Consider the following 25445-nt stretch of genomic DNA (forward strand, 5'->3'; position numbering starts at 1 on the left):
CGCGGTATAGCTAATGGCTAAAAAATGATAAAGAACTATTTTAAAATCGCTTGGCGAAATATCCTACGTCAACGCACAAACAGCCTCATCCACTTACTGGGTTTGTCTGTGGGAATGACTGCGGCGTTTTTCATTTTTATGTGGGTGAGCAACGAATACAGCTATGACCGCTATCACGCGGATGCCGGGTGCATTTACCGGTTGACGGCTCACGACAAGAAACACCGGACTAACGATGCGCTCACTCCTTATATCTGGGGCGATGAGGTCCTCGGACAGCTGGACGAAGTCGAAGCGTACACCCGCTTCCGCCCGTTTGTATGGCCCAACATCGCCCGCGGAGACGAACTTTTCAAAGAAAATGCCGCCGTTTATGTAGATGCACATTGGTTTGGCTTTTTTCAGTACGATTTCCTGGCTGGTAGTGCTGCCTCATTCAATGCGCAACCGCATAGCCTTATTCTTACAGCATCGGCGGCGCGCAAGTATTTGGGCACAACGGAAGCAGCGGTCGGCCAGACCTTGCTGGTCAATGACGTGCCCTACACCGTACAGGGCGTGGTAAAGGATGCGCCCACTAATTCCAGCTTCCGCTATGACCTGTACATGCCTGTGGCGGCACGGCACACCGATAGGCATTGGCGTGCATGGGATCTGGAACACCGTCGTGATGGCAACATCTATTGCACCTTTGTGAAACTATCTGCGAAGGTACCCCCCGAAAATTTGGCGCGCAAGGTAACGGCGATGGCACCGGGAACATGGGCGGAGCGATATGCATTGAGCTTGCTCCCACTGAAAGACATGCACTTTGAGGACGGGACAGGCCGCATAGAGCTACAGCAAGGCAACCGACAGATGACCAACATATTGCTTTTGCTGGGCATCGTGCTCTTGATGGTGGCAAGTATCAACTATGTGAACCTCACCACTGCCCAAGCCACCATCCGTGCCAGGGAGGTTGGCATCAAGAAAATCGTTGGGGCCGGGCGGTGGCATCTGTTTATGCAGTTCGTGGCTGAAACCTTATTGGTTGGAGGCCTCGCGCTGTTTGCTGCGCTGGTGATGACCTGGGCGCTTCTGCCTTTTTTCAATCGAATCACCGGATTGCAATTCGTTCTGTCCATCCTCGACCCGTTGCTGTGGATGCTGTATGGCGGCACCTTACTGGCCACGCTGTCAATGGCGAGCATCTATCCGGCATTGATGCTGTCAGCATTCAGGCCCCTGGCGACCCTACGGGGGAATAGTTTGGGCTCGCTGAAGGGGAACGCCTTGCGCAAGGCACTGGTTGTTGCGCAGTTTTCCATCGCTATAGCACTGATGGTGAGCACACTGGTGATCTACCAGCAAATGCGATTTATCGACAAGCAGTATGACCACTACGACAAAACGCAGGTCTTTTCCTTCCTCTTCCAAAGAGGAGGCAATATGGGGCCGTCCGAAAAATGGAGCCTCTTCGAAAACATCCGTCAGGAACTGCTTAGCCACAGCAGCATCGCGGACGCGGCCATCAGTTCGGGGAATGACATCGTGAACATGCGCAACACTTGGAGTGGCTTTGACTGGGATGGCCGGGATGAAAACCGAGTATACGACATCACATTTTTCCAAATAGGATCGACATTGGACAAGTTTTACCAATTGTCGCTAAAAGCGGGAAGATGGTTCCTTCCGGACAGTCCGGAAGATGCGCGCAACTTCGTGCTTAATGAAACCGCTGTACGCCAGTTGGGTATCAGGGAACCGATTATCGGACAGCGTTTTTCACTGGACAACGATACGGGGACAGTGATCGGCGTGGTGGCGGATTTCCACTACATGAGCGCCCGCGAAAAAATCGGTCCCGCCGTATTCGGAAACAACCCGTTCTATGCCAATGCTTTTGCGGTAAAGAGCGCTCCGGGGCGGCAGGCCGACGCTATCGCCGCGGCCGAAACGGTCTTCAAACGACACTTGCCCAACCAACCCTTTGACTACCATTTTGTAAGCGAGGAGTTTGAACAGGTATACCGGGAGGACTTCAAGGCCGCAACGTTGATCTCCGGTTTTTCACTGCTGGCTATCTTCGTATCGTGCCTTGGCCTATATGGCTTGGCACTGTTCAGTGCCGAACGGCGGCATAAAGAGATCGGCATCCGCAAGGTGCTGGGTGCATCGGTGTCAGGCATTGTGGGTCTACTGTCAAAAGACTTTGTCAAACTCGTGCTGATAGCCGTGGTCATTGCTTCGCCCATCGCGTGGTGGGCGATGAATAATTGGCTGGAAGATTTCGCCTACCGCATCGAGATGGAATGGTGGATGTTTGCGGCCGCGGGCTTGGTGGCCGTAGTCATTGCGCTACTCACGGTAAGCTGGCAAGCGATACGGGCGGCCGTGGCCAATCCGGTGGAGTCGCTGCGGGATGAGTGATCCTGCGGACGGATAAGCTACTAAGCAGGATGTACCTAACTACTAAAAAATGATAAAAACCTATCTTAAAACCGCTTGGCGCACGATGGTCAAAGACCGGATCTACGCCACCATCAACGTTTTGGGGCTCACCATCGGGCTATGCGCCTGTATGTTGGTGGGAACCGTCGTGCTGGATGACCTTTCCTATGACAAATTCTGGACGAACAAGAATGAGTTATACCGCATCATCACTGTAGATACCGCCTCGGGCATGGAAGGCAGAAATGCCTCGGCCTATGCTAATCTTGGCAATGAGCTAAAGAACAACTTCCCCGAAGTGGTGGGTGCAGCCTCCGTGAGCCCGTCGGGAACGCTCCTGCTCCGCAAGGACAAGGCAGGGGACGAGACCTTCTCCATAGACGTCATACGGGCTGACACCAACGTCTGGAACATGCTTGACTTCCAGGTGTTAGCCGGAAATCCACAGCAATACGTTGCCGGCGTAGGCAATCTCGTCATCTCCGAGCACTTCAGGGACAGCTATTTCCCCGACGAAGATCCCGTAGGAAAGACCATCTACAGCCTGAGCACGTATAGTGACGAGGCTACCCCCTACCTCATTACGGGAGTCATCGCCAACTTGCCAAACAACTCTTACCTCCGGGCGGATGGCCTCCGCATCACCAAGCCCACCAGCCACGAACTCAGCCGCGAAGGCTGGGGCTTTTACGATGAACAGATCCTTCTCATGAAACCGCATACGGACATGGCGGCATTTGCTGAGAAAGCCAACCGCTGGTATCGCGACTTCCTCACCGACGCGTCGGCAAGCACCAGGAAGCGGATTCCGGTTTATGAATTCCAATCCATCAAGGACAGCTACCTGCATTCTGATTTCGCCTTCCAGCGCGTCAAAGGCAGCTTCAGCAACATTTATATTTTTTCTATCGTAGCAGCGTTATTGCTGGCTATCGCATGCATTAATTTCGTCAACCTGAGTACGGCCCGCGCCATCCGGCGGCTCCGCGAAACAGGGGTACGAAAAGTGTTGGGCGCAGCGCGCCGCCAGCTTGTCGCGCAGTTTCTCGTTGAATCACTGCTGTTCTTCTCCCTATCGACGCTGCTGGCTTGCGGGCTGTACGCACTATCGTATCCATTATTGGAACGATTTATCGGCCATGAGCTTACGGTTGGTTTCTTGCGTAACGTAACGCTGCTGCTGCTATTGGTCGCCGCGATACTCATCGTCACTGTGATTACCGGCAGCTATCCGGCATGGGTAATGTCAGGCTCCAAAGTCAGCAACGCACTGCGCAGCAAGCTGGGAAACAAATCCATAACCAATACTTCCGGCGTGCGGAAAACACTCGTCGTTGTGCAATTCAGCATTGCACTGCTGGTGCTCGTGGGCATGGTTACCGTATGGAAACAGGTACGCTACATGGAGCAGAAAGATCTGGGGTACAGCCCCGCTAACACCGTGGCCACCCAATGGTTTTCGACAGATGGCAAAGGAGGGGCGCTTAAACAAGCCCTTGCTCAAGTACCCGGTGTGGAGCAGGTAGCCCTCGTTGGCTGGATACCCACGCAAGGTTCGGGCAACATGAAAAAACGCCTCGCCCATCCTGAACGGCCGGACGAGCGGGTTGAAGTCAGTTTCATCACCGGTGATGCCGATTTACCCCGCGTATTGGAATTCCAGCTTAAAAATGGGCGGCTGTTTGACCATCGTGAGGAGGGCTCCGGTTTTACACTGGACATGCTAAGCGAAGGTGAATCCGAAGCGGAACGACAGCAATATGCGCTGATGGCTAAATCACTGATCACGGCCAGCACGGCAAAATTATTTGGCATAACCGAAGCCGATATGGGACGTCCCAACACAACATTAGGCATCACACCGGTGGGCATTATCGCAGATTTCCACAGCATATCCCTGCACGAACCGATCACGCCAACGGTCATTGTCGCTGAAGATAACCTCCGGCAGGCAGCTTTGTTGATCAACGTGCAACAGGGACGCGAACGGGACGCCATGCAAAGCATCAGCAAAGTTTGGAAAGCTATTTACCCAAACCGACCGCCGCTGCAACCGGACTGGCTGGACGACCTGGTCGCCAAGCAATATGAAAAGGAAGCGAAACAAGGGCAGTTATTTACCTTCTTCAGCGCACTCACCCTGTTTTTGGCAACCCTGGGCGTATTTGGCCTCGTGGTGCACGCCACCGAGCAACGCGTCAAGGAAATTGGCGTCCGCAAGGTGCTGGGCGCTTCGGTGATGAGCATTGTCCGTCTGTTTTCAATAGACTACGTAAAGTTGGTAGGCGTCGCGTTACTGGTAGCCTCCCCCATCGCGTGGTGGGCCATGAATACGTGGCTGGAGGATTTCGCTTACCGAATCGAGATGGAATGGTGGATGTTTGCGGCGGCGGGCTTGGCGGCCGTGGTCATTGCCCTGCTCACGGTAAGCGGACAGGCCATCCGGGCGGCCCTGGCCAACCCGGTGGATTCGCTGCGGGATGAGTGAGGCATGACGTTTCGACGGCTATCCTCCTGATGCCACTAAAGCAAAACCTTTACGCGGCAGTGCTGTTATCCTTTCCTGTACATGAAAGGACAATACGCTCAGCAGAACATACTTCGCAACGACGTGCACGACCCGCCGACGGGCAAAGGAAAGGCCAAAATGCTCGGGCCGGGAATCATCTGGATGGTTTCGTCCATCGGCACCGGACAAATCCTTTTTACACCGCGCATCGCCGCACGGTACGAATATTCATTGCTCTGGATGTCTATCCTGGTTGCTGTAGCGCTCTTCTTCATCATCCGGGAAGTCGGGCGGTTTACCGTGGTGAGCGGCAGAAGCATTACGAATGGGCTGCAAGATCTCCCCAGGGGGAACAAATGGGGAATCTGGTTGATGAACGTGCCGCAGCTGGCCTTGGTGCCTTTGGTTGTCGCCGGAGCGGCTGCGCTGCTGGGGAGCGTATTAGCCATGATATGGGAAACGGATATCATGGTTTATGCGCTTATTTTTATCATCGGCTGCGGTCTATTGGTATTAAGCGGCTCATACTCGGCGGTAGAAAAGGGAGCGATAATCCTCGCAGCCCTGCTGATAGTCATTTCAGCAGTCACCGCCATCCGCGTATTGTCATCGCCCGGCGACTTGGCAGCCGGATTGGGCCCCTCGATCCCGGACGATTTTGAAATGACCTTCGTCATGCCGTGGGTGGGATTCTTTTTAGCCGGAGCCTCGGGCATCTTATGGTATTCTTATTGGGTAGGGGACAAAGAATTCGGGGGCACGCCCAACGACCGCTCAGAGACGGTCGAGGTCAACGAAGACGTGGATGATGACCGGGAAAAATTGGCGAAAGTAACGCTATGGATGCGATCGCTTGGCCTCACCAGCGGAACCGGGATCCTGTTGGGCACCTTGGTAAACGTCGCTTTCATGATATTGGGTGCCGAATTGCTCGCCAGCGAGGATGACCTTCCCGAAGGGGCGGATGTCGTTGAAAAACTTACGCAGTCGCTCGAAGGCGTCTGGGGCCCGGCAGGCTATTGGGCCTTTTTGGTCTGCGTTGCCATAGCGCTGGGCAGCAGCATTCTTGCCAATCAGGATGGTGGTGGAAGGATGTTTTCCGATGCAGCCCGTTTGCTTTTCCAACGGCCGAACAACTACCTTTCCAACCGTAATAACGTCAGTAAATTTTTCATTGTCACCGTCGGCATGGTGATACCTTTGCTGATTTACATCATTGAACGCGACCCGGTAAAAATCCTCTCGCTTGCCGGAATCATCTCCGCGATACAGATTCCGGTCATTGTCTTTTTCACCTTTTACCTCAACAAAAAGCTGCTTCCTAAAATCTGCCAGCCCAGTGCACTGTCATCCGGTATCCTCCTATGCGCCGGACTCTTTTACAGTGCGCTTGCCATCATCCAGGTGGTTGACTTCTTTTAGCAGCCAAACCAGCCGTATGTTCGTGTATTTTTTTATTTTAGTAAATAAAATCGGAAATACATGACCAAGCGCCGACCACTCCTATCAAAAATCACCCAACTTTGGTTAGTGAACTACGTCTTTCTCTTCATAGCCACCTCCCAATTTTCTTTTTCGTTCGGCTTTTTCGAGCGATTCATCGAATGGTTCGGGATGGCCATACTGGGGCTGGAAAAAGTCGAAAAAATACACCGTACGGGCAGTGGCGATACGCTGTACGATTATGTGGTCATCATATGCTGCGTCATTTTCTCGTTGATCATCGCTATGGCTGTGTCGGCGATCAAGCGGCGCAAGGACAATTTCGATGAACTCTACCAGTTTACGATAGTGATTGTGCGGTATTTCGTTGCGTACACCATGGTGGTTTATGGCTTTGCCAAAGTATTCGAGGGGCAATTTGCTTCGCCGGGATATTTTAGGCTTGAACAGAAAGTAGGCGACATGTCGCCCATGGGGCTCGTGTGGACATTTATGGGCGTCTCCAGGTCTTACACGGTTGTTTCCGGCCTCCTGGAGTTGACAGGAGGCGTGCTCTTGTTCTGGCGGCGGACCAAAACATTGGGCGCGCTTTTCAGCATGATCGTGATGCTGAATGTAGCGTTTTTGAACTTCTTCTATGATGTGCCGGTCAAGATTTTTTCGTCGCACATCATCTTCCTGTGTTTATTCATCTTGTCTTACGACTTGAAGCCGCTTATCGACTTTTTTGTGTTTCATAGACCAACCCGTCTCCCCTATGCGCTTTACAGACCCCAGAAGCGCTGGAAATTGGTCACCACGCGGGTCATCAAGTATGCTTTTATCTGCGGCAGCATTGTACTGAGTTGTGTGCAAATGTGGTATACGCTAAAAAAAGAGCGGGTGCCCCATGAGGGGGCTTACCTCATTGACACCTTTGTGCTGGATGGTGACTCCATCCTGCAGCACCGGCCGGAAACGGACACGCTGGGCTGGAGCAAAATACTCATTTCGTCAAACCACCACTTCAACTACCTGGACAATGCCGGCAACCGGAAATACTTGCAAATGAAAACCGACACTCTGACGAAAACCATCTCCCTATACAGGAACGGCAAACACGCGGGAGGGTTGGTATATAGCTTCCAACAGGATTCCGCCACGTTTACGGGACGTTTCGAAGGCCGGGACATTTACATTAAAAGTCTGCGGAAGCAAAAAAATGATTACTCGCTTATCAATCGCGGCTTCCATTGGATAAATGACTACCCGCCAAATTGGTAAGCCGGCCGGGAATATCAACTCGGCCAGGCCCTAACGCCGGTTAGCTGATTTTTCAGCAGCAACGCATCGCGGCAAAAAAGCAAGGCTGCTGTAGCAAACGCGTGCCGCACTGCGTTTATAGGTATATCAAACAAACGCATACCAAATGACCAAGAGAACAGCTATCTTCCTGACCATCATTGTCGGCCTTTTCCTATGTGCTTCATGCGAGAAGGGCCAAATCGAACACGAAAACCGTTTCGAACGGAGCTATGAGGCATGGTTAGCCTTCAAGACCGCATCGGGCAACACATACCGCTACGAGGTATCCGGCGGCACATGGGCGGGCTCGTCGTGGCTTACCTCCATTACCGTCAGGCAAGGCCGGGTGGTACAGCGGGATTTCCACTACACCGTTTTCAATGATGTGCGTATGCCGGAGGGTGGCTGGGCGACCATGCCCGTGGAGGAACTTCTGACCCAGTTGGGCCTATCCGCGGACGATTTCGTTGAACGGGAAGGCCAGCCATTCCATCAGGCGCTGCAGTGGACGGAAACTGAGTCTGAGCTGGGTACGCACGAACGGACACCGGCGAGCGGCATCCAGACGCTCGACGAGGTATACCACATGGCGCGGACCGAGTGGCTGAAAAAACGTGCCGATGCTTCGGTATCTTTCGAAGCGAAAAACGATGGTTTGATTTCCTCAGCAGGCTTCTGGCCAAATGGCTGCATGGATGATTGCTTCACCGGTATCTCCATCCGGTCAATTACGGCGATTGATTAGGCGGCCGCCTCAGGAAAAGTCCCTTTGAGGTTTGATTGCCGCAGAGGTATCAATCAGATATTCCACTGCATTTGCTATGTAATTCGGTTAGCTGTTTGTCCAGTTCAACATCTATTTAATCACCAGATCTTCCGGATTTTGCTTGCAAGGCCACAATGTATGGATGACAACTGCATCGTCGATGAATTCATAAAAGAGAATGTAGTCAGAAACAATCATTCCCTAACACCTTCAATAGAAGTCTTGATTCCCAGTTGTGGATGTTTGAGCAGTAAACGGGTGTTTTTAGTGAAAAGCTTATAGAGTTTTGTCGAGTAGGCTGTACTTTGGCTCCGTTCGGCATAAAACTCCATGATTTCGAAGAGTTTCCTCCGCGCCTTATGCGACCATATTATCTTCTTTTTCGCCATGCATCGTATTCGGTATCCAAGTCATCCTGGTCAACAAACCGGCCTCCCGCGATATCCTCGCGGGAAGCTTGGATTTCCTGCACCTGCGCTTGGATAAGGTTGATTGCTTGGGTTTCCGTTTTCGCATCCAAAATAGTTTTAATGGCTTCAAGAAACTGTACGTCGTCGATCTCAGCAATCCGATGAATCAACATATCCTTTAATTCCAGCGTACTCATAACGAAAAACGTTTATTACCTATCCAACACAAACTTAGATAAATTCCTTCTTATATGCAATTTAATCGCATTGCATATAAAAGGAATTTATCGGTCTCTCCTCTGCCATTGAGAGACAGCTTTTATAGAGGAAATATAGTACAAAATTGTCAAACCGTAAAATGGCTATTGTTCCATCTCATCTGCACTGGGCCCATAGCTTCCCGGTATGGGGATATCTAGGAGGCGCAAAAAAACGCCCAGTTGCGCCCGGTGGTGAATGGTTTGGGCAAAGGCGTGGCGAACCATCCCGTATTTCGTGGTATCCAGATACACGGCGTCCCCGCCACGCATCACCCAAGGTTTGTCAAGCGCAGCTTCCGGCAAGCGTTGCAGCGCGGCCTTTCCGGCTTGATAGGATTTTTCGAACAAAGCCAATAATTCGGTGGTATTGGCAATGGAGGTAGGCTGATAGGCTCCCTCATTGAAATCCAGCTCGTCCTGATCCACGGCCAGCGCATACCATGAAGGAATTTCGGCCAAATGCGTAGCCAATTGTTTCAGCGTCATGCTTTTGGAGTGCGGAGCCCAATCGAATCGATCTTCCGGCACGAGTGCCAGCATCTTGCGGGTTATCGCTCCTTCGGTTTCCAGTTCGGTCAATAGTTCTTTAATGATATCCATCTTCATACATGTTTGTTGTTATTGAGGCAAATCTACCCACCTCCACTGACAGCCCTATGGCAGCGCGAAACAGCAAATTTAAACCAGTTCGGATTATTTCAGTATCTTGCCTCCCCAAGAAGGAAAACCATGCTGACGTTAGCAAATTTTGAGGATAAGGTAACCAAAGCTGCGTTAAAAGCCGGAAGGCTGATCGCTCAACGGGATGATTTCGATGAACTGGTCGAATACGAACAGGATGCTTGGATGGCTTTGGTCCGCGACCAGGATGTTTATCAGGTGGATATTATTTTGCGGGGCGATGCCGTCGCCGTCCATGAATGCCAATGCGCCGACGGAAACAAATTGTGCAGGCATAAGGTTGCGGTATGGCTTGAGCTCCGCAGGCAAAAAGGTATCGCCGCCGGGGAACGCACCCAAAAAACCACAGCCCCCAAGAAGCGCCGGAACCTCAAAAAGCTGGTGCAGGATGTCAGCCTGGAAGAGTTCCGCCAGTTTGTGCTGGACTATGCCGCCCGCCACAAGGGGTTCAAAGCGGATTTTGAACTGTATTTCGCAGGCCGCGAAGGCAGCGTGGATGCAGGCCAGCACTACGCGGACGCAGCGAAAAAAATCGTCCAAAAATACACCCGCCGGGGGTTCATCGACTACCGGGCATCCGGCAGACTGGCCAAGGAACTGGGCAAGCTCGCCTCGGACGGGAAGCAGTTGCTGGAAAGAGGGAATATGCGCGATGCGTACGCTTTGGTATCAGGGACCCTGCCAGCGGCAATGGGTGCCATCAAGAAAAGCGATGATTCCAGCGGTTACCTCGGCACGGCTATTCACCTGTTGCTCGACTTACTGGAAAGCCTTTCGGCATCGCCCTTGGCGCCCATCGACCTCAAACAGGAGCTTTTCCGCCTGGTGAATCAGGAACTGCGCAACCCCATTTACCACGAGTACGGCGATTTCTATCCCCGGGCATTCGAGGTATTCAAACAACTGGCCTTACTGTTTGGTGAGCATGACGCTTTCCTGGGGCATGTGGACGAACAATTGCCGCTGGCTGCGGGTTACATAACGGATTACTTGCGGTCTTTCCTACTAACGGCAAAAATAGATTACCTGACGGAAATTGGCCAAGCGAGTGAGGCTGAGCGGCTGCTCAATGAACACCTGAACTTACCTGCCGTGCGGGTGAGAAAGCTCGAACGGGTACTGGCGACAAACGACTTCAAGCAAGCCAAGGCATTGATAGCCGAAGGCATCGCGTTGGCTGAGGCTGCACGGCATCCCGGTGTGACGTCTATCTGGGAAAAGCAGCTGCTCCGGGTAGCCCAATTGGAAAACGATCTGCCCGCCATCCGCCAGCAGGCCAAGAAACTCGCGCTGGACGGCCGCGGGCTATCGCCCGAGCACTACCACGCATGGAAGGCAACCTACCCGCCCGATGAGTGGACGGCGGTTATCAACGAACATATCGAAGCGGTGACCCGGAAGGCTACCGAACAGTGGATGGCCATGCCCGCGCATTACCGCACGGAAGCCCCGCTGCTGCTCATCCCGCTGGGCCGTATTTTTATTGAGGAGGAATACTGGGACCGCCTCCTGCTTGCCGTGCAGCAGGAAAACCGCCTGGATACCACCACCGAATACCATGAAGCTTTGCTGCCGTGGTATCCGGACGAGCTCTTGGAACTCTACATCCACCAATTGGAGGAGTTTGCCGACCAGGCCGGTAACCGCCGTCAATATCAGCAGTTAGTGGGTCTCATGTTGAAAGTAGCTGAAGACATCCCCGCAGGGAAGCCCCGCATAGCCGAGCTGGTGCAGGTGCTGTACCGACGTTACAGTTTCCGCAGGGCCTTGCAGGATGAACTGGTGAAACTGCTATCCGCCATCGGTTGATGAGGGACCGCCACAGACAACCCATGCGCAACGAATAGTCGATGGCGACGATGTACCACCGGTATCATGCATCACGGCATGGGCAGATCATGATGTTTACCGATTCTTGGGGTTGATGGCTTGCTCATCTATCCCGATAACGACAGAATTGACTACAAGCTGTTGGTAAATTAATTGCAGGAACTTATTGAAAAGGTGACGCGGATGAAAGAAATTGTGGAGCGGATTTGCACCGAAAAAGTCACATCAATTAGACGGTGAGTCATTTAATTTTTAGTAGCTTCGTGCTAAAGCAATGGAATATGGAGGCAATTATGATTCATCCGGAAAATGCCGAACAACTCAAGACCGTTAAATCAGTTTTGAAGGCGTTGAAGGTTCCTTTCGAACCGCAGTTCAGTACATTGCCGGATCATGTTATGGCCAGCATCGATAGAGGAATGGAGCAAGCTGCCCAAGGCAGAACCATTGGACTGGAGGCGTTCAAAAAGAAACATTTTTTGAAACGATAAGGTCAACAAGCTAGCTTGAACCAATACTAAACCAACCTAATGCAATACACACTCCGATTTACTCCCGAGGCGGAGGATACGTACGATTCACTATCATCACAATTAATTGATACACCACCCTGAATGGCCAGGGCGTTCTGTTCATTCACATCCACGTATATCGGCGTGGTAAGTGTTTAAATTTAAACAAAAGGCTCCCTGCTTGCATGAAAAATGGAAACGACAAAAACCGTGTTCACGTTGTCGTCGAACCAGTAGATGATGACAAATGGGAACTTTTTCAGCGGAGAAAAACGTAGGTTTCCATTTCCCCGTATTTGATAAGTTTAGGTTTTTTAGAATCGTATTGAATCGAGCATAACCCTCTCTCAAAAAACGGCGGGCTAATCCTTTTCGCTTTTCTTCATACCACTCACACGTTTCGTAAAGTTCGTTTTCTGCTCTTTTTAACAGTTTAAGGGTATACACGGTTTAGGTCTTTTTTAATGTCTTCCCAGTCACGGGCGGTGGTTTTGCCTGATAGGAAGTCTTGTTGAGTGCGCTCGAAATCCGCTATTTGGGCATCCGAAAAAATGTAGTCCTCTGCAGATTCCTCAATGGTATAATCTATCCCAAAGCGCTCCAAAATCTCTTTAAGCACCTTCACATCTTTTTCTTTTGATACCGTTGCTGTGATCGTTGTCATACACCCATCGAATTACCAATCTAAACAAAGATAATACAAAATTGTTAGGTTGCAAAAATGCAGTCATTGTGTCTCATTTTTTCTTTCTTTGCCAAATCCACCAACACATCCTCCAAAACTTTCTCTTCCTCCTTGCCGTGAACCCCAGTTCCCCTTACCTTCCCTTACCCTTCATTCGTTTCCTATCCGCATATTCCCCGCATATATCCCGGTAAAAGTACCCAAAAGCGGCGTTTTAGCGAAGGTATGGCGGCTATATAGCGGGACAAAGGCATATGCGGAGAGGGCTGGAATGGGGTGGAGCCATGTTGGCCCCGCTCGGAGACGGCTACGGAGCTTGATGCTAACTCCGAGCGAGCTCCTACTGGACTTGAACTGGACTCGTACTGGCGCGGCCAGTACGAGTCCAGTTCAAGTCCAGTAGGAGTGCCGTACAAGTCCAGTCTGAGCTCCGAAGCCAAGCCAAGACGTGCAGCTTCACACTTTTTAACATCTACGCATCGATTTACCGGGTAGATTTGTATGTATGATCAGGAACTACCTCATAATCGCTTGGCGAAACTTATACAAGCACAAGCTACATTCGCTCATCCATATTTAGCTGGAACACTTATCGCTACCGACTTTTTTACATCGCTTTACCCAGCGTTCGCACTGGCTGGCTACCACCCCGTAGATGTGCTGAAAGGAAACAGTGTTCGGCCGCCGGCCTTCAAAATAACTCAGCTGGATTTATCGCCAAAAACGCTTCCCATGGAATACCAGAAGCACCCACCAGCAAGACTTTATCCGGATTGACGGCTTTCCGGAATGCAGGCATACTCGTCCCTGTTTGCGTTTTACCGCTTTTAACTTCGATTCCAATCACTTTCCCACGACGTTCCAACACAAAGTCAACTTCGTGACCACCCTCCCGCCAATAATGTACGTTATAACCTCCTGAATAGGCGCTATTGATCAAATGGGTACCCACGGCCGATTCGACCATATGTCCCCATTTATCCGGAAGCTGGCGGACTTCGCCAAACTGTTCGTCCCGCTGCGCACTGATTAGGGCCGTATTGTGTACCTGGAATTTGGGGCTGGACGACCGCTTACGGATCAGTTTTGGATCAAACTTCTCCAGGCCGCCGAGCAAACCAGCCGTATTCAGCAAGTCCAAGTAGTGCGCCAAAGTAGTCGTGTTACCGGCATCGACGAGCTGCCCCAACATCTTGGAATAGGCCATAATTTTTCCGGAATACAGACATCCAAGTTCAAACAGCCGTTTCATTAAGGCGGGCTTATCCACGCGGGTCAACATCAGAATGTCCCGTGAAATGCTTGTCTCAATCAGCGAATCGTGCACATACCGTTTCCAACGATCCTCATCACCGGTCAGCACAGCAGCACCCGGATACCCCCCGAACCAGACATAGGTCGATGCATCCCAACCAAATGCATCCTGCATCTCCCCAAAAGACCAATGGCCAAGGTAAGACGTTTCAAACCTACCCGCCAACGATTCTGTCAGGCCTTGTTGTAATAAGAGCCGAGAAGACCCCAACAGGATTACCTTGATATTCCGTTGCTCACGGGTATCCGTATCCCATAGTAGTTTGACCGTCTCGCTCCAGTTTGGCACCTTCTGAATCTCATCAATGACTAATAAAAACTCGTCAGCTTCCTGTTGAAGCATCATTAACCTCGCAGCCTCCCATTGTTGCTCCAGCCAAGTGATGCCTGCAGCCGGCACCGCATCGGCCGTAACAAAATGAAAGGGGTACGTGTATCCTGTCGTCAATTGACTGACCAGTGTCGTTTTTCCTACCTGACGCGGCCCCATAATCACTTGAATAAACCTGCGCGGCTCATTTATCCTTGATTTAAGCACCTGTAAATAAGGCCTTTCAAACATATCTTTGGAATTACCTCAATATAATGAGTAAAATTACTCAATACATTGAGTAATTACAACATCCGCTGATTAAAAAACAATCCATTTATCAATCAAATAATTTCAGTAAATCTTCCTTGTTCAGCGCTTTCAGCACATTGCCGTCCGTTTGAATCAGCGAACCGGCCAACTCCCGCTTGCCGGCCTGCATATCGAGGATTTTTTCCTCGATGCTGTCTTTGCAGATCATCCGATACGCCATCACATGCTTATCCTGCCCAATGCGGTAACACCGGTCGATGGCCTGCGCTTCCGCAGCCGGATTCCACCACGGATCGAGGATATACACATAATCCGCGGCGGTGAGGTTCAGGCCTGCCCCTCCGGCCTTAAGGCTCAGCAGGAATAGTCGGCATTGCTCGTTCTCCTGGAATTCCGCCACCTGTTTTTGGCGTTCATCCCCTGTAGTTTTTCCATCGAGGTAAGCGAATCCGATGTCCGCAGACACTAACCGGTCTTTCAACAAAGCCAGCATTGCGGTGAACGCCGAGAAAACCAGTATTTTGTGCTGGCCTTGCAGTTCGCCGATCTGGTCCATCAGTTCATCCAGCTTTGCGGATGCGTTCGGATGGCCGCCATCTTTCAGCAACGCCGGTGAGTTGCAGATCTGCCGCAATTTCATCAACCCTTCTATGGCCAGAAATTTTGACCGCCCGGTATTGCTCCCTTGCAGGCTGTCGGTAAGCTTACTCTTGAAAAGCTTCCGGTATTCATCGTAAAGCCGGCGCTGTTCCGGCAGCATGTCGCAGTACAGGAGCATCTCGGATTTATCCGGCAATTCGGTGGCCACCTGTTTTTTGGTACGGCGGAGGATAAAGGGGCTGATCACCCGTTGCAATTCCGTTTTGGTTTCTGCTGTTGCCGTTCCATCTGCGATACCCGGATAGGTCCTTTTGAAATCTGCGAAGGTGCCGAAGAACCCGGGATTAACGAACGACAGTTGCGCATACAGATCGCCGATACCATTTTCTATTGGCGTACCGGTCATGGCTATCCGGTAGTATGCGTTCAGTTGTCCGGCTGCCTCGAAACGCTTTGAGTTCCGGTTTTTCACAGCCTGGGATTCGTCGAGCACGAGGTAGCTAAACTCCAAAGCGGCGAACAACTCGACATCGGCCGTCAGTGTGCCATAGGTCGTCAGCACTACCAGCCCTTCCGTACACTGCAGGGTTTGGTGGCGTTCGGCACCATGGTGGATATATAATTTGCGGTGCGGAGCAAATCTACCCAGTTCGGCCTGCCAATTGAACAATAAGGTATTGGGGACGATCACGAGACTGGCTGGCGCATCGGGCTGTTGCTGATAGTGGTGTTCCAATATGCTGATGACCTGCAGCGTTTTACCCAGTCCCATATCATCAGCCAGGATACCGCCCCACCCAAATTCCCGCAGAAAAGCCAGCCAGCTCAGTCCGGCTTCTTGGTAACGGCGGAGCGTTGCCTGCATCGGATCGGGCTTTTTTATGGGCTGCATGGAGTCCAGGTCCATCAATTTCTGCCGTTTGGTTTGAATCGCCGCTTTGATGGACGCATCGGCGATATGGCTGGTATAATTAGCCAGTGTATTGAAATGGCTGGTGGGAATACGAAGCTGCTGTCCGTTGGTTTTTCCGAATGCCAGCAGGGGCAAAAGCCGCTTTTTATCCGCATTGCTGACAAACCCAAGGCTGCCATCTTGCAGCTTGAACCAATTTTTCGACCGCCGCACCATTTCACCCAGCTCCTCCAGCGAAATCGGGGTCGACCCCATTTTAGCCCTGACATTCGCCTGGTAGTACGCCTTTCGCTCATCCGTAATGGCTAATTGCCAGTCTAACATGCGGGGGAAATAGTTACTCCCTTCTTCGACGCCGGTAAGATCGAGCATAACTCCGGCGTTACGCAAGGTGGTCACGCTATCCGGCAACCAGGTTGATTTCTCGATGACTGCCACCGGCAGCGAAAGGTAGTCCTTCTGCCGTTGCTCACGAAATAACGGATGAAGCCCCTGTAGCATTGTCCTGAATTCACGCTCCCGGTCTTTATCCCGCAGAAGCACATAAAGGTTGTCCGCCCGTTGGCGCATCACCAGATTTGCGTCGTGCACGGGGTTCACGGTAAACCCAACGGGATAGTATGTCGTTGGATAGAAAAATAGCCGGCCGTCGCGTTCCTCGATTTTCAGTCGATGGTTGCCGTTCTCCAATTCGCGTTGCGAAAAAACACTGTCCTGTGGCAGGGTCTGCAGGTCAATCGGATGGCGCATACTGATCGGCAGGACAATCTGCTCGAAAAACTTCGGGAAATCCTGCGACAAGGCGGTGATGGTATAACCGCATGTCCTGAATTTGTGGATAATCGCTTCATCCTGCGCATCGGCTACGAAGTGTACCGTCCCGTCATCTTCCGCTGCGATAAAGCAGGAAAAGGATTGCCCATGGAATTTCGGGTCGGGAACGTGTTTGCCGTTGACCATCAATTTCAGCGTTAGTTGGAACGATGAAAGGTGTTCTTTGAGCTCAAACATCAATTGTATCGTTGCTGCGCCTAATTTTTTAAAATGCCGCGAACCGGAAGACGGTTTGGTTGACTCGCGGGAGGACTGGTAGCCGTCGAAGAAAAGGAGCTGGATGCTTTCATGCAGCGTTGGGATAAACTCCGCCCAGTAATCAAACAATTGTTGCCGTCTTTGCAGTTTATCGTCGTCCGACGGAGCCGGTGATTCAACCAATACCTGCATCCTTCGGCAGGCGGCTTCCACGGCCTGTTCATGGATCGTGAGACTCTCCGGCTCACCCTCACCTGTTAGGAGATAACTGCGCTCAAAAGACGCATACGGATTGGCTTTAGCGGTTTTCGTTCCGGTTTTGGTCAGGTATGGAATCAATACCGGATCCCGGAAATAATAAGAACCCGTGGGTATACCGAACACCAGCTTGGCCTCTCTTACTTTCGGAACGAGCGGTTCCATCAGTTGGACGGGGTCGCTGAATGATTCCTTCGTGTAATCATGGTTATTTACGTAACGGTAGATGCGACCGTACTCCGGATGGGTTTTAAACGGCGCTTTACCGTTATTATGATAATAGCTTCCCAGATTAAAGTTGAACAGTCGCTGCTGTTCAGGCGGCAAGGCGACGACGTCGGGCAAATAAAACTGCTCGAAGTATTTCTTATTCGACTTCACCTTGTACATCAGCGCTGAGCACGCATGCTTGCACAATTGATCAACGGGCCTGTTGCAGGAGCAGGTTATTTCGAGGCCTCCGGGGAGAATTTTCACCGAAAGCTCTTTCCCGTGCATGTTTTCTCCGTGCAATTCCATGATGAGGTTGTTGCCTATCAGTGCTTTATTGGATCCCCAGAAGGGATGGCTGTTTAGATTGGCCGTACCGGTGTAAAAGGAGCGCACATAGGTTTCGCTGAGTGCAAAAGGCTCCCCCTCCTCCCAGGGGATCTGGAACGGTTCTGACGCACGGCGCTTTTTGGTTTCTTCTTTGTTTTCTGCTGGCTCGTCGACGAGAAGGTCGTCGTTAGGCTGTGGTGTAGCTGAATTCATTGTATGGTGGTTTTGTAAATGGGTTGATGGTTTGATGATGTCGTCTTGTATTCTTTCTATTCCTTCCTTGTTTCCATAAAATTTTGTATTTTCGTGATGTTGAGTAGACTATATTGTTATGCGTAGTACGACCATACGTGAAAAATTATATGATTATATCCGCTTTGCGGATGACAAAAAGGTAAAAGCCATTTATACCATGGTGGAAGAAGAGATCACTGCAAAAGGCAACCCTTGGGATGACCCTGCGTTTATATCCGAACTCGACCGTAGGCTTGCTGAATATGAAAGTGGGAAAATCAATACGTCCACTTGGGAAGAAGTAAAAGCGAAAGCCCGCATATTAAAAACCTAATGCCTTATACCGTAGTTTTACATCCTGAAGCCGAAAAAGAATACTTGACTTCATTTCTTTGGTATGAAGAACGCTCTCCCGGTTTGGGTGAGCGGTTTGAACAGGCTGTAGAAAGTAAAATCCGGTCCATAGCAAATAACCCGCTTCATTACCCAACGAAGAAAAAGAACTATCGAGAGGCGCTTGTGAGTGTTTTTCCATTTCTAATTGTCTATAAAATCTATCCTGAGAAGAAAGAAATTTTTATTGCTTCGATATTTCATACTAGCCGCAGATCTGGCAAAAAATATCGAAGATGATTTAAATTCCCACTTTCATTTCGCTTGCCGACCGGATATGAATCAAATGTGCTGCCTCGATGACAATAGTCGTACGGGGTGTGGTTAGCAAAGGGCATAGTCGTTTCGATTTTAGTGCTGCTTATCGTTTGATTGGTCCTTTTCCTCCATCACCTCCTTAATCCGGTCTTCCAAAACGGCTTGGTGCCATTCGTCCACCATCTTTTGTGCAAGGTCTTTCGCATCTTTTGGATTAGCTAATGCCGCGTTAACAAGCTTCTCAGCAAACTTGCCGTATTTAACCATAATTTCTTCCGACTCCACCTGCGCGATGACGTATTCAAATACAAACGTGTTGGCCCACCGGTTAAGTGAGTAGGGATCGCACAGGTAATCCGCTATTGACACGTTGTCAATGAAATCCTGAACGACTTGTTCGGGACTTAACTTAAAGATGTCGCACACCTGTTGAAATTCGTGCGTGATGGTGATTTTCTCCAGATTAGTCATAATCTTCATTTAAATAGGGGTTTTTAATACGCTGATAATTTTCTTCAAGCCGTTCGCGGTACATGTAAATCCGGTCCTCAAGATTACGGTAGAAAAAGTACCGAGCCCGGAACTCCTGCAGGTCCATCAGGAATATTTTGAATGCTTCCGATTCCAGATATGTTTCATCACGTATACCGCCGTAGCCCTCCATCACCCGGGTAAAAAACACCATCGCCGGGTTGTAATCCTCCTGTTTCAAGTGAACCCGTGCGCCAAGTTCTGCATAAGAGATTCGCTTCATTATGGCATTGAGCAACTCAATGGGTGTGCGTTGGTGAAGCAGCGTCATCAGCAAAAAATCCTTGCTCAGCTGTATTTTGGTTTCCTCGTCATAATAAACCACGTCCTTTATTTCCAAGCCGGCAGAAAAAGTGTCAAACAGCTTCTCGGCAAGCACTTTGCCTTTTTTCCTGCGCGTGGATTTACTGTAATTGCGGTTTGTGGCTGTTCCCACCATTTGCCTTAACAACCGGATGAATCGTTCACGCTGACTTTCGGACAGGTGCGTTGCCGGCTTAATTTCCTTTTCGCCCAATTGGCGATCTGCCTCCAGAAATGCCTTCGTTGCCATGTCAAATTCGGACGTATCACCCATATGTGCGTGGATGAAACAGCAGTGATCGACAATCAATTGTAAGAATCCGGGTACAGGTATTCCGAACAGCCCACAGGCCACTTCAAAGTCCCGCGGAACGTCCAGGTGTGCCGTCTCGATGTTCATGTTCATTATTTGTTGAATTTATCCGTAATGAAATCCAAAGCCGCCGCCAGATTTACACCGGGATGCAACACATACCGGTAGCCGAAACTTCTGCGCTTGGTGCGTTTGAGCGGTGCTTTTCCCTTACGGCCGACCAGTTTGTCGAGTTCGGTCTTGAAATGGACGGGGTCGACCCCAACTCCAATTAAAGATTCCAGCTGCCGATAGAGTCTATGCGGCTCGATGGGCTTGTCGAAACACTGATGAACAAACATTTCGGTTATCCCGTCCTGAGCTGCTTGCTGGCGGTCCTTGACCGAATTTTCGTAACGGTACTTGCTCACTGCCGGATCCTCTTCGCATAACTGGAACAATACAATGCTTTCATAATCGCTCTTGTAACACTCCATGCGGTAAAAGATCGTGTCACCCGCTTTCCAGCTATGCATTTCATGGCGGAGCGACGGCTCCCCGTGGTGTTGGTGCTGTAGAAAATTCGTATGGCAAAAAACCCTGCATAGCTGCCCATACAGTTCAATGCTGAAATCCATCACTTCAAACCGTTCCATATTTCGGATAAAATCATCGTCCTGCCCTAAAAGGAAAGATAATTCCAATGCAGAATACCCACGGCTGAGCCGGTTCAGCATCATGCAGTAGATAAAACTGGAATACGTAAGGGAGCATTCGGCTGTGTATTTCTCCACGTTGCTGTCTTCAAACAACACACTCATGCCTCAGTCCCCTCTTTAATAGCCGTGCCCGCCTTCCCCTCCAGTTCCTTCACCGCCCCCTCGCAAAGCGTTTCGAAAAAGTGAACCATTTCCTTCGCCCGAGTTCGGTAAAACGCTTGAGATTGACCCGACAGACCGATCTCCATATTCTGCCACCATACGGCATGCGGACTCAGCATCAACCTCATTCTCGTTTTTTCAATTTCACTCGTCGGATATAAAACGTCTAAGAGTTGGCGGCCCGCTACGCCACTCCAATCAATCAACTCCGCCAGATGCACGTCAAAAGGCACAAAGCCCACGGCACACCGCAAATAGGTATTGACACCGATTTCCAATAGGTTACCCAGCAGCAACATGCAGGTGTCGAGCTTCAACGATCCGGCGTTTTGGATCAGCTCATTCAGATTACCCATGCAGGCTTTAGCATTCCGCCACGTCTGCTCTGCCCGTTCATATTCGGCTTTCCAGTCCACGGAAGCCACCTCGAATGATGGTTCAAAGGTTGCCTTCCTGCGCAAGGTGCGCCCCTTGGTCCACATCGTATGGAAAAAGCGGTGGCCTTCCGCCAGGTTCCTCTGCACGGTTTTCACGTTGAGGTACACCACCATGGCGCTGGCTTCCCCTACCTCCATGCAACGGAAGTGGAACGGCCCTTTGTTTTTCATCAGTACGACCAGGTAAAGTTCAGTTTTCGAACCTTCCCGTTCTTCCACCTGTTCTTGTTGGAACGGGCTCACTCCCGAAAAACCGCCTGTGTGATAATTCAGCATCATCACCTGCTCAGGCCGGTGCGTTTGATGGATACGATCCAGCAACGCGTTGACATCCTTTTTGTATTGCTCCGGCCATGGAAAGCCGGAAAAATCCTCGCAGATAAGCTGGGTAGAAGCCATTGGCGGAAGTGTGGCAGCATTGGGAGCCTGCCGTGCTCCGTCAGCCGCCTGCTGCGCCGCCGCGGCCTCCAGCTGCCCGCGATACGCCGTGATCCGTTCAACCATAGCGGCAACCATGCCGTCCATCACCGTCCGCGCACGCTCGCATTGCTCCAGGAGAAGGTTAAAATCGTCCAGGCTGATAGCAATCGTCTCCTGCTTCTTGGCTTGGGTATATGCTTGATCCAGCATGCGGAAAAGTTCAGCTGACGGTCCGTCACAGGGAAAAATTTCCAACAGCTGCGGCGCCACATTCCGCACGGATTTCATCAGCTGCTGAACGTTATGGGATTTACCGCCGTTCATGCCCAAAGCAGCCTGGAAGCCTTTGAGGCGGAGCTCCATGAATTGGTGTAGCATGAACGTGGCTTGGCTGTAGTCGTCTTTGGCAAGGAAGTTATCGGCCGCCTCCCGGAACTCGTCTGACTGTTTCCGGCTTTTCTTGTAGTTGAGCTGCGAGAGTTCCAATAAGCCGGTAACGGTTTTCCGGGAAAACAGCGGATTTTTTTTCGTTGATGCGGCATGTAGCTGGTGCGGTGGCAGTGACGCATACGTGTAGTACAGACTCCCCTGCTTCAACTGGTTCTGCCATTCACCGGTAAGCACCATGTCAAACGGGATTTCGGCGGTATCTGACATGCAGAGGGAGACAATGGGTGCCATAGCTTTGGGGGAAAGCCCTTTAACTGGATTGACCACCAGCAGGAGCTGCTGCTTCTCCTTTTCAAGGAAAGGATATGAAAACAGAAAAATGCGATCGAGATCCATACGCTGGACCAATCGGTCGACCAAAAGTTGAATATCAGTATTCATATTGTATAGATTTTCTATACAAACGTATACATAATATTTAAATTATCAAAAACTTATGCATAATTTCTTTACATATAGTAATTTTACCTAAACAAATGAACAGCATATATGACCAAACTGGGTGAAATTTTGGCCAAACGGTCGGTCAATAAGTCGATGGTGGCCAGACGGACGGGATTGAGCAAAGCCCGGATCAATGAACTCACGCTTAACCCGTCGGCCAAACTACGCGCGGATGAGCTTTACCTCATCGCGAAAGCGATAGACATGGAGCCGTGTGACCTGCTTAATCTTTTGTACGGGCATTTGACCTTACAACACGATGCATCGCACTAAAATCTTCGTACATATTTATCGTTCTTAGCGGCAAAGCTACCCGAGCTGGTGCAGGTGCTGTACCTCATTGATGGTTCTTGGTACCCGTCAAATATCAACTTTTTACAGCTAAAAGCTAATTGCTTTTTCTTCTTTGGTAGCGTATCAGGTTAAATGATTTTGGACGGATAATGCCATTGCCGATTTGGATGATATCGGCGCGGCAGGTGGTGAAACTTAAACAAAAGGCTCCCTGCTTGTATGAAAATGGAAACGACAAAAACCGTGTTCAGGTTGTCGTCGAGCCAGTAGATGATGACAAATGGAAACTTTTTCAGCAAGGAAAACGTAGGTTTCCATTTCCCCGTATTTGATACAGTTTAGCGGGCTAATCAGCTCGATGCCAACTCAAAGCCAGCTCCTACTGGACTCGTACTGGCGCGGCCAGTACGAGTCCAGTTCAAGTCCAGTAGGAGTGCAGTACAAGTCCGGTCTGAGCTTCGAAGCCATCTCCGGAAAAACTTACGATGTGTGCAGACCCTTGCGCAGGCCCTCGCCCTCCCCGGGCGGGGCCGCGCAATTGGGGTAGTAGGCAAAAGGGGGTGGAGAAAGATATCAGCAAAGGGTTGTCACTCACCAAAATCGCCAAGCTCGAAACCGTGGCTACCGAGCTTTACCTCATCGCGAAAGCGACTCCGGCAAGCCAAGACATGCTGCTTCACATTTTTTAACATCTAGGCATCCATTTACCGGGTAGTTTTGTATGAATGATCAGGAACTACCTCAAAATCGCTTGGCGAAACTTGTATAAACACAAGCTGTATTCGCTTATCCATATTGCAGGACTGTCCACAGGGGTAGCTGCTTGCTTATTGAGGCTGAGTTGTTGGAAGGCAGAAATTTATCAGACAGCCTCCCGACCGACAAAAAGGCGGCCTTTCTGGTGAATGAAGCATTTGTACATACCATGGGCTGGTCAAACGCCGGTGCGATTGGCCAGCCTATTGAAGGGTTTGACCGTAAGGGGAACGTAGTCGGCGTGGTCAAAAATTTCTATTACAAGTCGATGCACAACCTTGTGGAGCCGCTGGCGATGATTTACCACACCGGCGCCCCTTGGTTTATTTCCGTGAAAGTATCGCCCAGCCACCTTCCGAAAATAAAAGCGCTATGGCAACGTTTTTTCCCCGACAAGGTATTTGACTATTCGTTTCTGGATGAGGCCTATGCCGCTCAATACCGCAAAGACACCGTTACGATGTACCTATTTAGTTGCTTCACGGCATTAGCCATCCTGATCGCCTGCCTGGGCCTGTATGGACTAGTGGCACTGATGACGGCCAGACGTACAAAGGAAATTGGTATCCGCAAGGTGCTGGGCGCGTCGGTGCAGGGCATCGTGAAGCTGCTGTCCAAGGATTTTGTGAAGCTGGTGTTGGTGGCGGTGGTTGTAGCCTCCCCCATTGCGTGGTGGGCGATGGACAAATGGCTGGAGAATTTTGCGTACCGCATCGACATCGAATGGTGGATGTTTGCCGCGGCAGGTGTGGCGGCTGTAATGATTGCGTTAGCGACGGTAAGCTGGCAGGCCATCCGCGCGGCGGTAGCTAATCCGGTGGAGTCTTTACGCGATGAGTAAATCGCGTAAAAGTGATGGATTGCATGTTACGTATCTTTTTATTATCTTTGTACGTACGGAGGTTAACTATGCCAAGCACGAAACTTACGTTGAACATTCAGGAAGACGTCATTAGCAGGGCAAAGGCTTATGCCAATCAGCGGCATACCAGTTTATCTAAGATTGTGGAGAATTACCTCGCCACGCTTACTGATCGAGAAGAAACAAATGCCGAGGTTTCTCCTTGGACGAAAGAATTAATCGCTGTAAAAAAACCAACTCCAGATTTCGACCATAAAGGTGAGTACCGCAATGCGATATTGAAAAAATACGCAGACCGATGACACTCTTTATTGATTCGGATATATTGCTTGATGCCGTATTAATGCGTGACCCCTACCATGATTTTGCCCTCAGGACATTGTCGTTGGTAGACCGGGAAGACCACTCCCTATGTATTTCTGCCCACAGCCTCCTCAATGTATATTACTTTACTCGAAAAATTGCCGGCAAACCCGCAGCTACTAAATCAGTGAATCTCCTGGAAAGTAGATTACTTGTTTTGCCCACTACCGCTGAAGCAATCCGAACGGCCATCACTACAGCATTTACAGATGTAGAAGATGCTGTTCAGTACACAATAGCGCTGGCCAATCACTGTGATATCATCATTACCCGAAACTTGAAAGATTACAAGTATTCGCAGCTTCCGGTAATGACTGCCGAACAATATCTTAAAACTCATTAACCATCCCCCGATAGCTATCATTGCCCGCTTTCGAACAAAAGGTGTTCGAAAGCGAACACCTTTTGACAGCAAACGCTCCGGCATCTTTCTGAATATAAACAACTTATAGTTTTGGCGCAATTACTGTATTT

General features: G+C 50.4%; 23 protein-coding genes. 14 read left to right on the plus strand and 9 right to left on the minus strand.

Annotated features, from left to right (window positions below):
* Nucleotides 1–24 precede the first annotated feature (24 nt).
* The 5 genes from B5X72_RS15705 (at nucleotide 25) to B5X72_RS15725 (ending at nucleotide 8414) form a co-directional block, all read left to right on the plus strand.
* Nucleotides 25–2412, plus strand: coding sequence for an ABC transporter permease (locus B5X72_RS15705; protein ID WP_079717875.1), 2388 nt, complete (start codon nucleotides 25–27; stop codon nucleotides 2410–2412).
* Between the two features lie 49 nt (nucleotides 2413–2461).
* Nucleotides 2462–4921, plus strand: coding sequence for an FtsX-like permease family protein (locus B5X72_RS15710; protein ID WP_079717876.1), 2460 nt, complete (start codon nucleotides 2462–2464; stop codon nucleotides 4919–4921).
* A gap of 81 nt (nucleotides 4922–5002) precedes the next feature.
* On the plus strand, nucleotides 5003–6364 hold the full coding sequence (locus B5X72_RS15715; protein WP_079717877.1) for an Nramp family divalent metal transporter: 1362 nt from the start codon (nucleotides 5003–5005) through the stop codon (nucleotides 6362–6364).
* A 60-nt stretch (nucleotides 6365–6424) separates the two neighbouring features.
* Nucleotides 6425–7648 (plus strand): hypothetical protein, encoded by a 1224-nt coding sequence (locus B5X72_RS15720; RefSeq protein WP_079717878.1) that lies wholly within the window; start codon nucleotides 6425–6427, stop codon nucleotides 7646–7648.
* A gap of 145 nt (nucleotides 7649–7793) precedes the next feature.
* A complete protein-coding gene (locus tag B5X72_RS15725; RefSeq protein ID WP_079717879.1) occupies nucleotides 7794–8414 on the plus strand; it encodes a hypothetical protein in 621 nt (206 codons plus the stop codon).
* 391 nt (nucleotides 8415–8805) lie between these two features.
* Here the strand turns inward: B5X72_RS15725 and B5X72_RS15735 are convergent, their stop codons facing one another.
* On the minus strand, nucleotides 8806–9042 hold the full coding sequence (locus tag B5X72_RS15735; protein ID WP_079717881.1) for a hypothetical protein: 237 nt from the start codon (nucleotides 9040–9042) through the stop codon (nucleotides 8806–8808).
* A gap of 165 nt (nucleotides 9043–9207) precedes the next feature.
* Nucleotides 9208–9711, minus strand: a complete 504-nt coding sequence (locus B5X72_RS15740) for a DinB family protein (protein ID WP_317043119.1) — start codon at nucleotides 9709–9711, stop codon at nucleotides 9208–9210.
* Nucleotides 9712–9834: 123 nt separating this feature from the next.
* On the opposite strand from B5X72_RS15740, the gene B5X72_RS15745 reads away from it, so the two are divergent.
* On the plus strand, nucleotides 9835–11595 hold the full coding sequence (locus B5X72_RS15745; protein ID WP_079717882.1) for an SWIM zinc finger family protein: 1761 nt from the start codon (nucleotides 9835–9837) through the stop codon (nucleotides 11593–11595).
* A 302-nt stretch (nucleotides 11596–11897) separates the two neighbouring features.
* Complete coding sequence (locus B5X72_RS15750) at nucleotides 11898–12107, plus strand: DUF2683 family protein (RefSeq protein WP_079717883.1); 210 nt, start codon at nucleotides 11898–11900, stop codon at nucleotides 12105–12107.
* Nucleotides 12108–12561: 454 nt separating this feature from the next.
* On the opposite strand, the gene B5X72_RS15755 is transcribed toward B5X72_RS15750, so the two are convergent.
* The 3 genes from B5X72_RS15755 to B5X72_RS15765 form a co-directional block, all read right to left on the minus strand.
* Nucleotides 12562–12792, minus strand: coding sequence for a hypothetical protein (locus B5X72_RS15755; RefSeq protein WP_079717884.1), 231 nt, complete (start codon nucleotides 12790–12792; stop codon nucleotides 12562–12564).
* Nucleotides 12793–13504: 712 nt separating this feature from the next.
* Nucleotides 13505–14617: an ATP-binding protein gene (locus B5X72_RS15760; RefSeq protein ID WP_245826957.1), complete on the minus strand. Its 1113-nt coding sequence runs from the start codon at nucleotides 14615–14617 to the stop codon at nucleotides 13505–13507.
* Nucleotides 14618–14777: 160 nt separating this feature from the next.
* Nucleotides 14778–18266, minus strand: a complete 3489-nt coding sequence (locus B5X72_RS15765; RefSeq protein ID WP_079717886.1) for a DEAD/DEAH box helicase — start codon at nucleotides 18264–18266, stop codon at nucleotides 14778–14780.
* A gap of 118 nt (nucleotides 18267–18384) precedes the next feature.
* Here B5X72_RS15765 and B5X72_RS15770 point away from each other — a divergent pair, with 118 nt between their 5' ends.
* The gene (locus tag B5X72_RS15770) at nucleotides 18385–18621 is read left to right on the plus strand and encodes an addiction module protein (protein WP_079717887.1); all 237 of its coding nucleotides are present in this window, start codon (nucleotides 18385–18387) and stop codon (nucleotides 18619–18621) included.
* Nucleotides 18621–18920 (plus strand): type II toxin-antitoxin system RelE/ParE family toxin, encoded by a 300-nt coding sequence (locus B5X72_RS15775; RefSeq protein WP_079717888.1) that lies wholly within the window; start codon nucleotides 18621–18623, stop codon nucleotides 18918–18920. The genes B5X72_RS15770 and B5X72_RS15775 overlap by 1 nt, the downstream gene beginning before the upstream one ends.
* A gap of 111 nt (nucleotides 18921–19031) precedes the next feature.
* Here the strand turns inward: B5X72_RS15775 and B5X72_RS15780 are convergent, their stop codons facing one another.
* Genes B5X72_RS15780 through B5X72_RS15795 form a run of 4 tightly spaced genes read right to left on the minus strand, consistent with a single transcriptional unit; the run spans nucleotide 19032 to nucleotide 22633 of the window.
* The gene (locus B5X72_RS15780; RefSeq protein WP_079717889.1) at nucleotides 19032–19418 is read right to left on the minus strand and encodes a hypothetical protein; all 387 of its coding nucleotides are present in this window, start codon (nucleotides 19416–19418) and stop codon (nucleotides 19032–19034) included.
* On the minus strand, nucleotides 19402–20178 hold the full coding sequence (locus tag B5X72_RS15785) for a hypothetical protein (RefSeq protein ID WP_079717890.1): 777 nt from the start codon (nucleotides 20176–20178) through the stop codon (nucleotides 19402–19404). Before B5X72_RS15785 ends, B5X72_RS15780 begins: the two co-directional genes overlap by 17 nt.
* Nucleotides 20178–20885, minus strand: coding sequence for a hypothetical protein (locus B5X72_RS15790; RefSeq protein WP_079717891.1), 708 nt, complete (start codon nucleotides 20883–20885; stop codon nucleotides 20178–20180). The genes B5X72_RS15785 and B5X72_RS15790 overlap by 1 nt, the downstream gene beginning before the upstream one ends.
* Nucleotides 20882–22633 carry a HEPN domain-containing protein gene (locus tag B5X72_RS15795; protein ID WP_079717892.1) on the minus strand — a complete coding sequence of 584 codons (1752 nt, stop codon included), beginning with the start codon at nucleotides 22631–22633 and terminating at the stop codon, nucleotides 20882–20884. Before B5X72_RS15795 ends, B5X72_RS15790 begins: the two co-directional genes overlap by 4 nt.
* Before the next feature lie 108 nt (nucleotides 22634–22741).
* Between B5X72_RS15795 and B5X72_RS15800 the strand changes: the two genes are divergently transcribed.
* The 5 genes from B5X72_RS15800 (at nucleotide 22742) to B5X72_RS15820 (ending at nucleotide 25314) form a co-directional block, all read left to right on the plus strand.
* The gene (locus B5X72_RS15800) at nucleotides 22742–22969 is read left to right on the plus strand and encodes a helix-turn-helix domain-containing protein (protein WP_079717893.1); all 228 of its coding nucleotides are present in this window, start codon (nucleotides 22742–22744) and stop codon (nucleotides 22967–22969) included.
* A 506-nt stretch (nucleotides 22970–23475) separates the two neighbouring features.
* Nucleotides 23476–23679: a hypothetical protein gene (locus tag B5X72_RS20640; RefSeq protein ID WP_139378734.1), complete on the plus strand. Its 204-nt coding sequence runs from the start codon at nucleotides 23476–23478 to the stop codon at nucleotides 23677–23679.
* A 155-nt stretch (nucleotides 23680–23834) separates the two neighbouring features.
* Complete coding sequence (locus B5X72_RS15810; protein WP_176146237.1) at nucleotides 23835–24587, plus strand: ABC transporter permease; 753 nt, start codon at nucleotides 23835–23837, stop codon at nucleotides 24585–24587.
* A gap of 68 nt (nucleotides 24588–24655) precedes the next feature.
* A complete protein-coding gene (locus tag B5X72_RS15815) occupies nucleotides 24656–24910 on the plus strand; it encodes a DUF6364 family protein (protein WP_079717896.1) in 255 nt (84 codons plus the stop codon).
* Nucleotides 24907–25314: a PIN domain-containing protein gene (locus B5X72_RS15820; RefSeq protein ID WP_079717897.1), complete on the plus strand. Its 408-nt coding sequence runs from the start codon at nucleotides 24907–24909 to the stop codon at nucleotides 25312–25314. The genes B5X72_RS15815 and B5X72_RS15820 overlap by 4 nt, the downstream gene beginning before the upstream one ends.
* The last annotated feature ends 131 nt before the right edge of the window (nucleotides 25315–25445 follow it).

The sequence above is a fragment of the Parapedobacter luteus genome (assembly GCF_900168055.1).
In the GTDB taxonomy this organism is placed as follows: Bacteria; Bacteroidota; Bacteroidia; order Sphingobacteriales; family Sphingobacteriaceae; genus Parapedobacter; species Parapedobacter luteus.

Excerpts from the sequence above, each read along its gene's own strand:
- B5X72_RS15705 (WP_079717875.1), top strand. The coding sequence starts at position 25 with ATGATAAAGAACTATTTTAAAATCGCTTGGCGAAATATCCTACGTCAA.
- B5X72_RS15710 (WP_079717876.1), top strand. The coding sequence starts at position 2,462 with ATGATAAAAACCTATCTTAAAACCGCTTGGCGCACGATGGTCAAAGAC.
- B5X72_RS15715 (WP_079717877.1), top strand. The coding sequence starts at position 5,003 with ATGAAAGGACAATACGCTCAGCAGAACATACTTCGCAACGACGTGCAC.
- B5X72_RS15720 (WP_079717878.1), top strand. The coding sequence starts at position 6,425 with ATGACCAAGCGCCGACCACTCCTATCAAAAATCACCCAACTTTGGTTA.
- B5X72_RS15725 (WP_079717879.1), top strand. The coding sequence starts at position 7,794 with ATGACCAAGAGAACAGCTATCTTCCTGACCATCATTGTCGGCCTTTTC.
- B5X72_RS15735 (WP_079717881.1), bottom strand. The coding sequence starts at position 9,042 with ATGAGTACGCTGGAATTAAAGGATATGTTGATTCATCGGATTGCTGAG.
- B5X72_RS15740 (WP_317043119.1), bottom strand. The coding sequence starts at position 9,711 with ATGAAGATGGATATCATTAAAGAACTATTGACCGAACTGGAAACCGAA.
- B5X72_RS15745 (WP_079717882.1), top strand. The coding sequence starts at position 9,835 with ATGCTGACGTTAGCAAATTTTGAGGATAAGGTAACCAAAGCTGCGTTA.
- B5X72_RS15750 (WP_079717883.1), top strand. The coding sequence starts at position 11,898 with ATGGAGGCAATTATGATTCATCCGGAAAATGCCGAACAACTCAAGACC.
- B5X72_RS15755 (WP_079717884.1), bottom strand. The coding sequence starts at position 12,792 with ATGACAACGATCACAGCAACGGTATCAAAAGAAAAAGATGTGAAGGTG.
- B5X72_RS15760 (WP_245826957.1), bottom strand. The coding sequence starts at position 14,617 with ATGGGGCCGCGTCAGGTAGGAAAAACGACACTGGTCAGTCAATTGACG.
- B5X72_RS15765 (WP_079717886.1), bottom strand. The coding sequence starts at position 18,266 with ATGAATTCAGCTACACCACAGCCTAACGACGACCTTCTCGTCGACGAG.
- B5X72_RS15770 (WP_079717887.1), top strand. The coding sequence starts at position 18,385 with ATGCGTAGTACGACCATACGTGAAAAATTATATGATTATATCCGCTTT.
- B5X72_RS15775 (WP_079717888.1), top strand. The coding sequence starts at position 18,621 with ATGCCTTATACCGTAGTTTTACATCCTGAAGCCGAAAAAGAATACTTG.
- B5X72_RS15780 (WP_079717889.1), bottom strand. The coding sequence starts at position 19,418 with ATGAAGATTATGACTAATCTGGAGAAAATCACCATCACGCACGAATTT.
- B5X72_RS15785 (WP_079717890.1), bottom strand. The coding sequence starts at position 20,178 with ATGAACATGAACATCGAGACGGCACACCTGGACGTTCCGCGGGACTTT.
- B5X72_RS15790 (WP_079717891.1), bottom strand. The coding sequence starts at position 20,885 with ATGAGTGTGTTGTTTGAAGACAGCAACGTGGAGAAATACACAGCCGAA.
- B5X72_RS15795 (WP_079717892.1), bottom strand. The coding sequence starts at position 22,633 with ATGAATACTGATATTCAACTTTTGGTCGACCGATTGGTCCAGCGTATG.
- B5X72_RS15800 (WP_079717893.1), top strand. The coding sequence starts at position 22,742 with ATGACCAAACTGGGTGAAATTTTGGCCAAACGGTCGGTCAATAAGTCG.
- B5X72_RS20640 (WP_139378734.1), top strand. The coding sequence starts at position 23,476 with ATGTGTGCAGACCCTTGCGCAGGCCCTCGCCCTCCCCGGGCGGGGCCG.
- B5X72_RS15815 (WP_079717896.1), top strand. The coding sequence starts at position 24,656 with ATGCCAAGCACGAAACTTACGTTGAACATTCAGGAAGACGTCATTAGC.
- B5X72_RS15820 (WP_079717897.1), top strand. The coding sequence starts at position 24,907 with ATGACACTCTTTATTGATTCGGATATATTGCTTGATGCCGTATTAATG.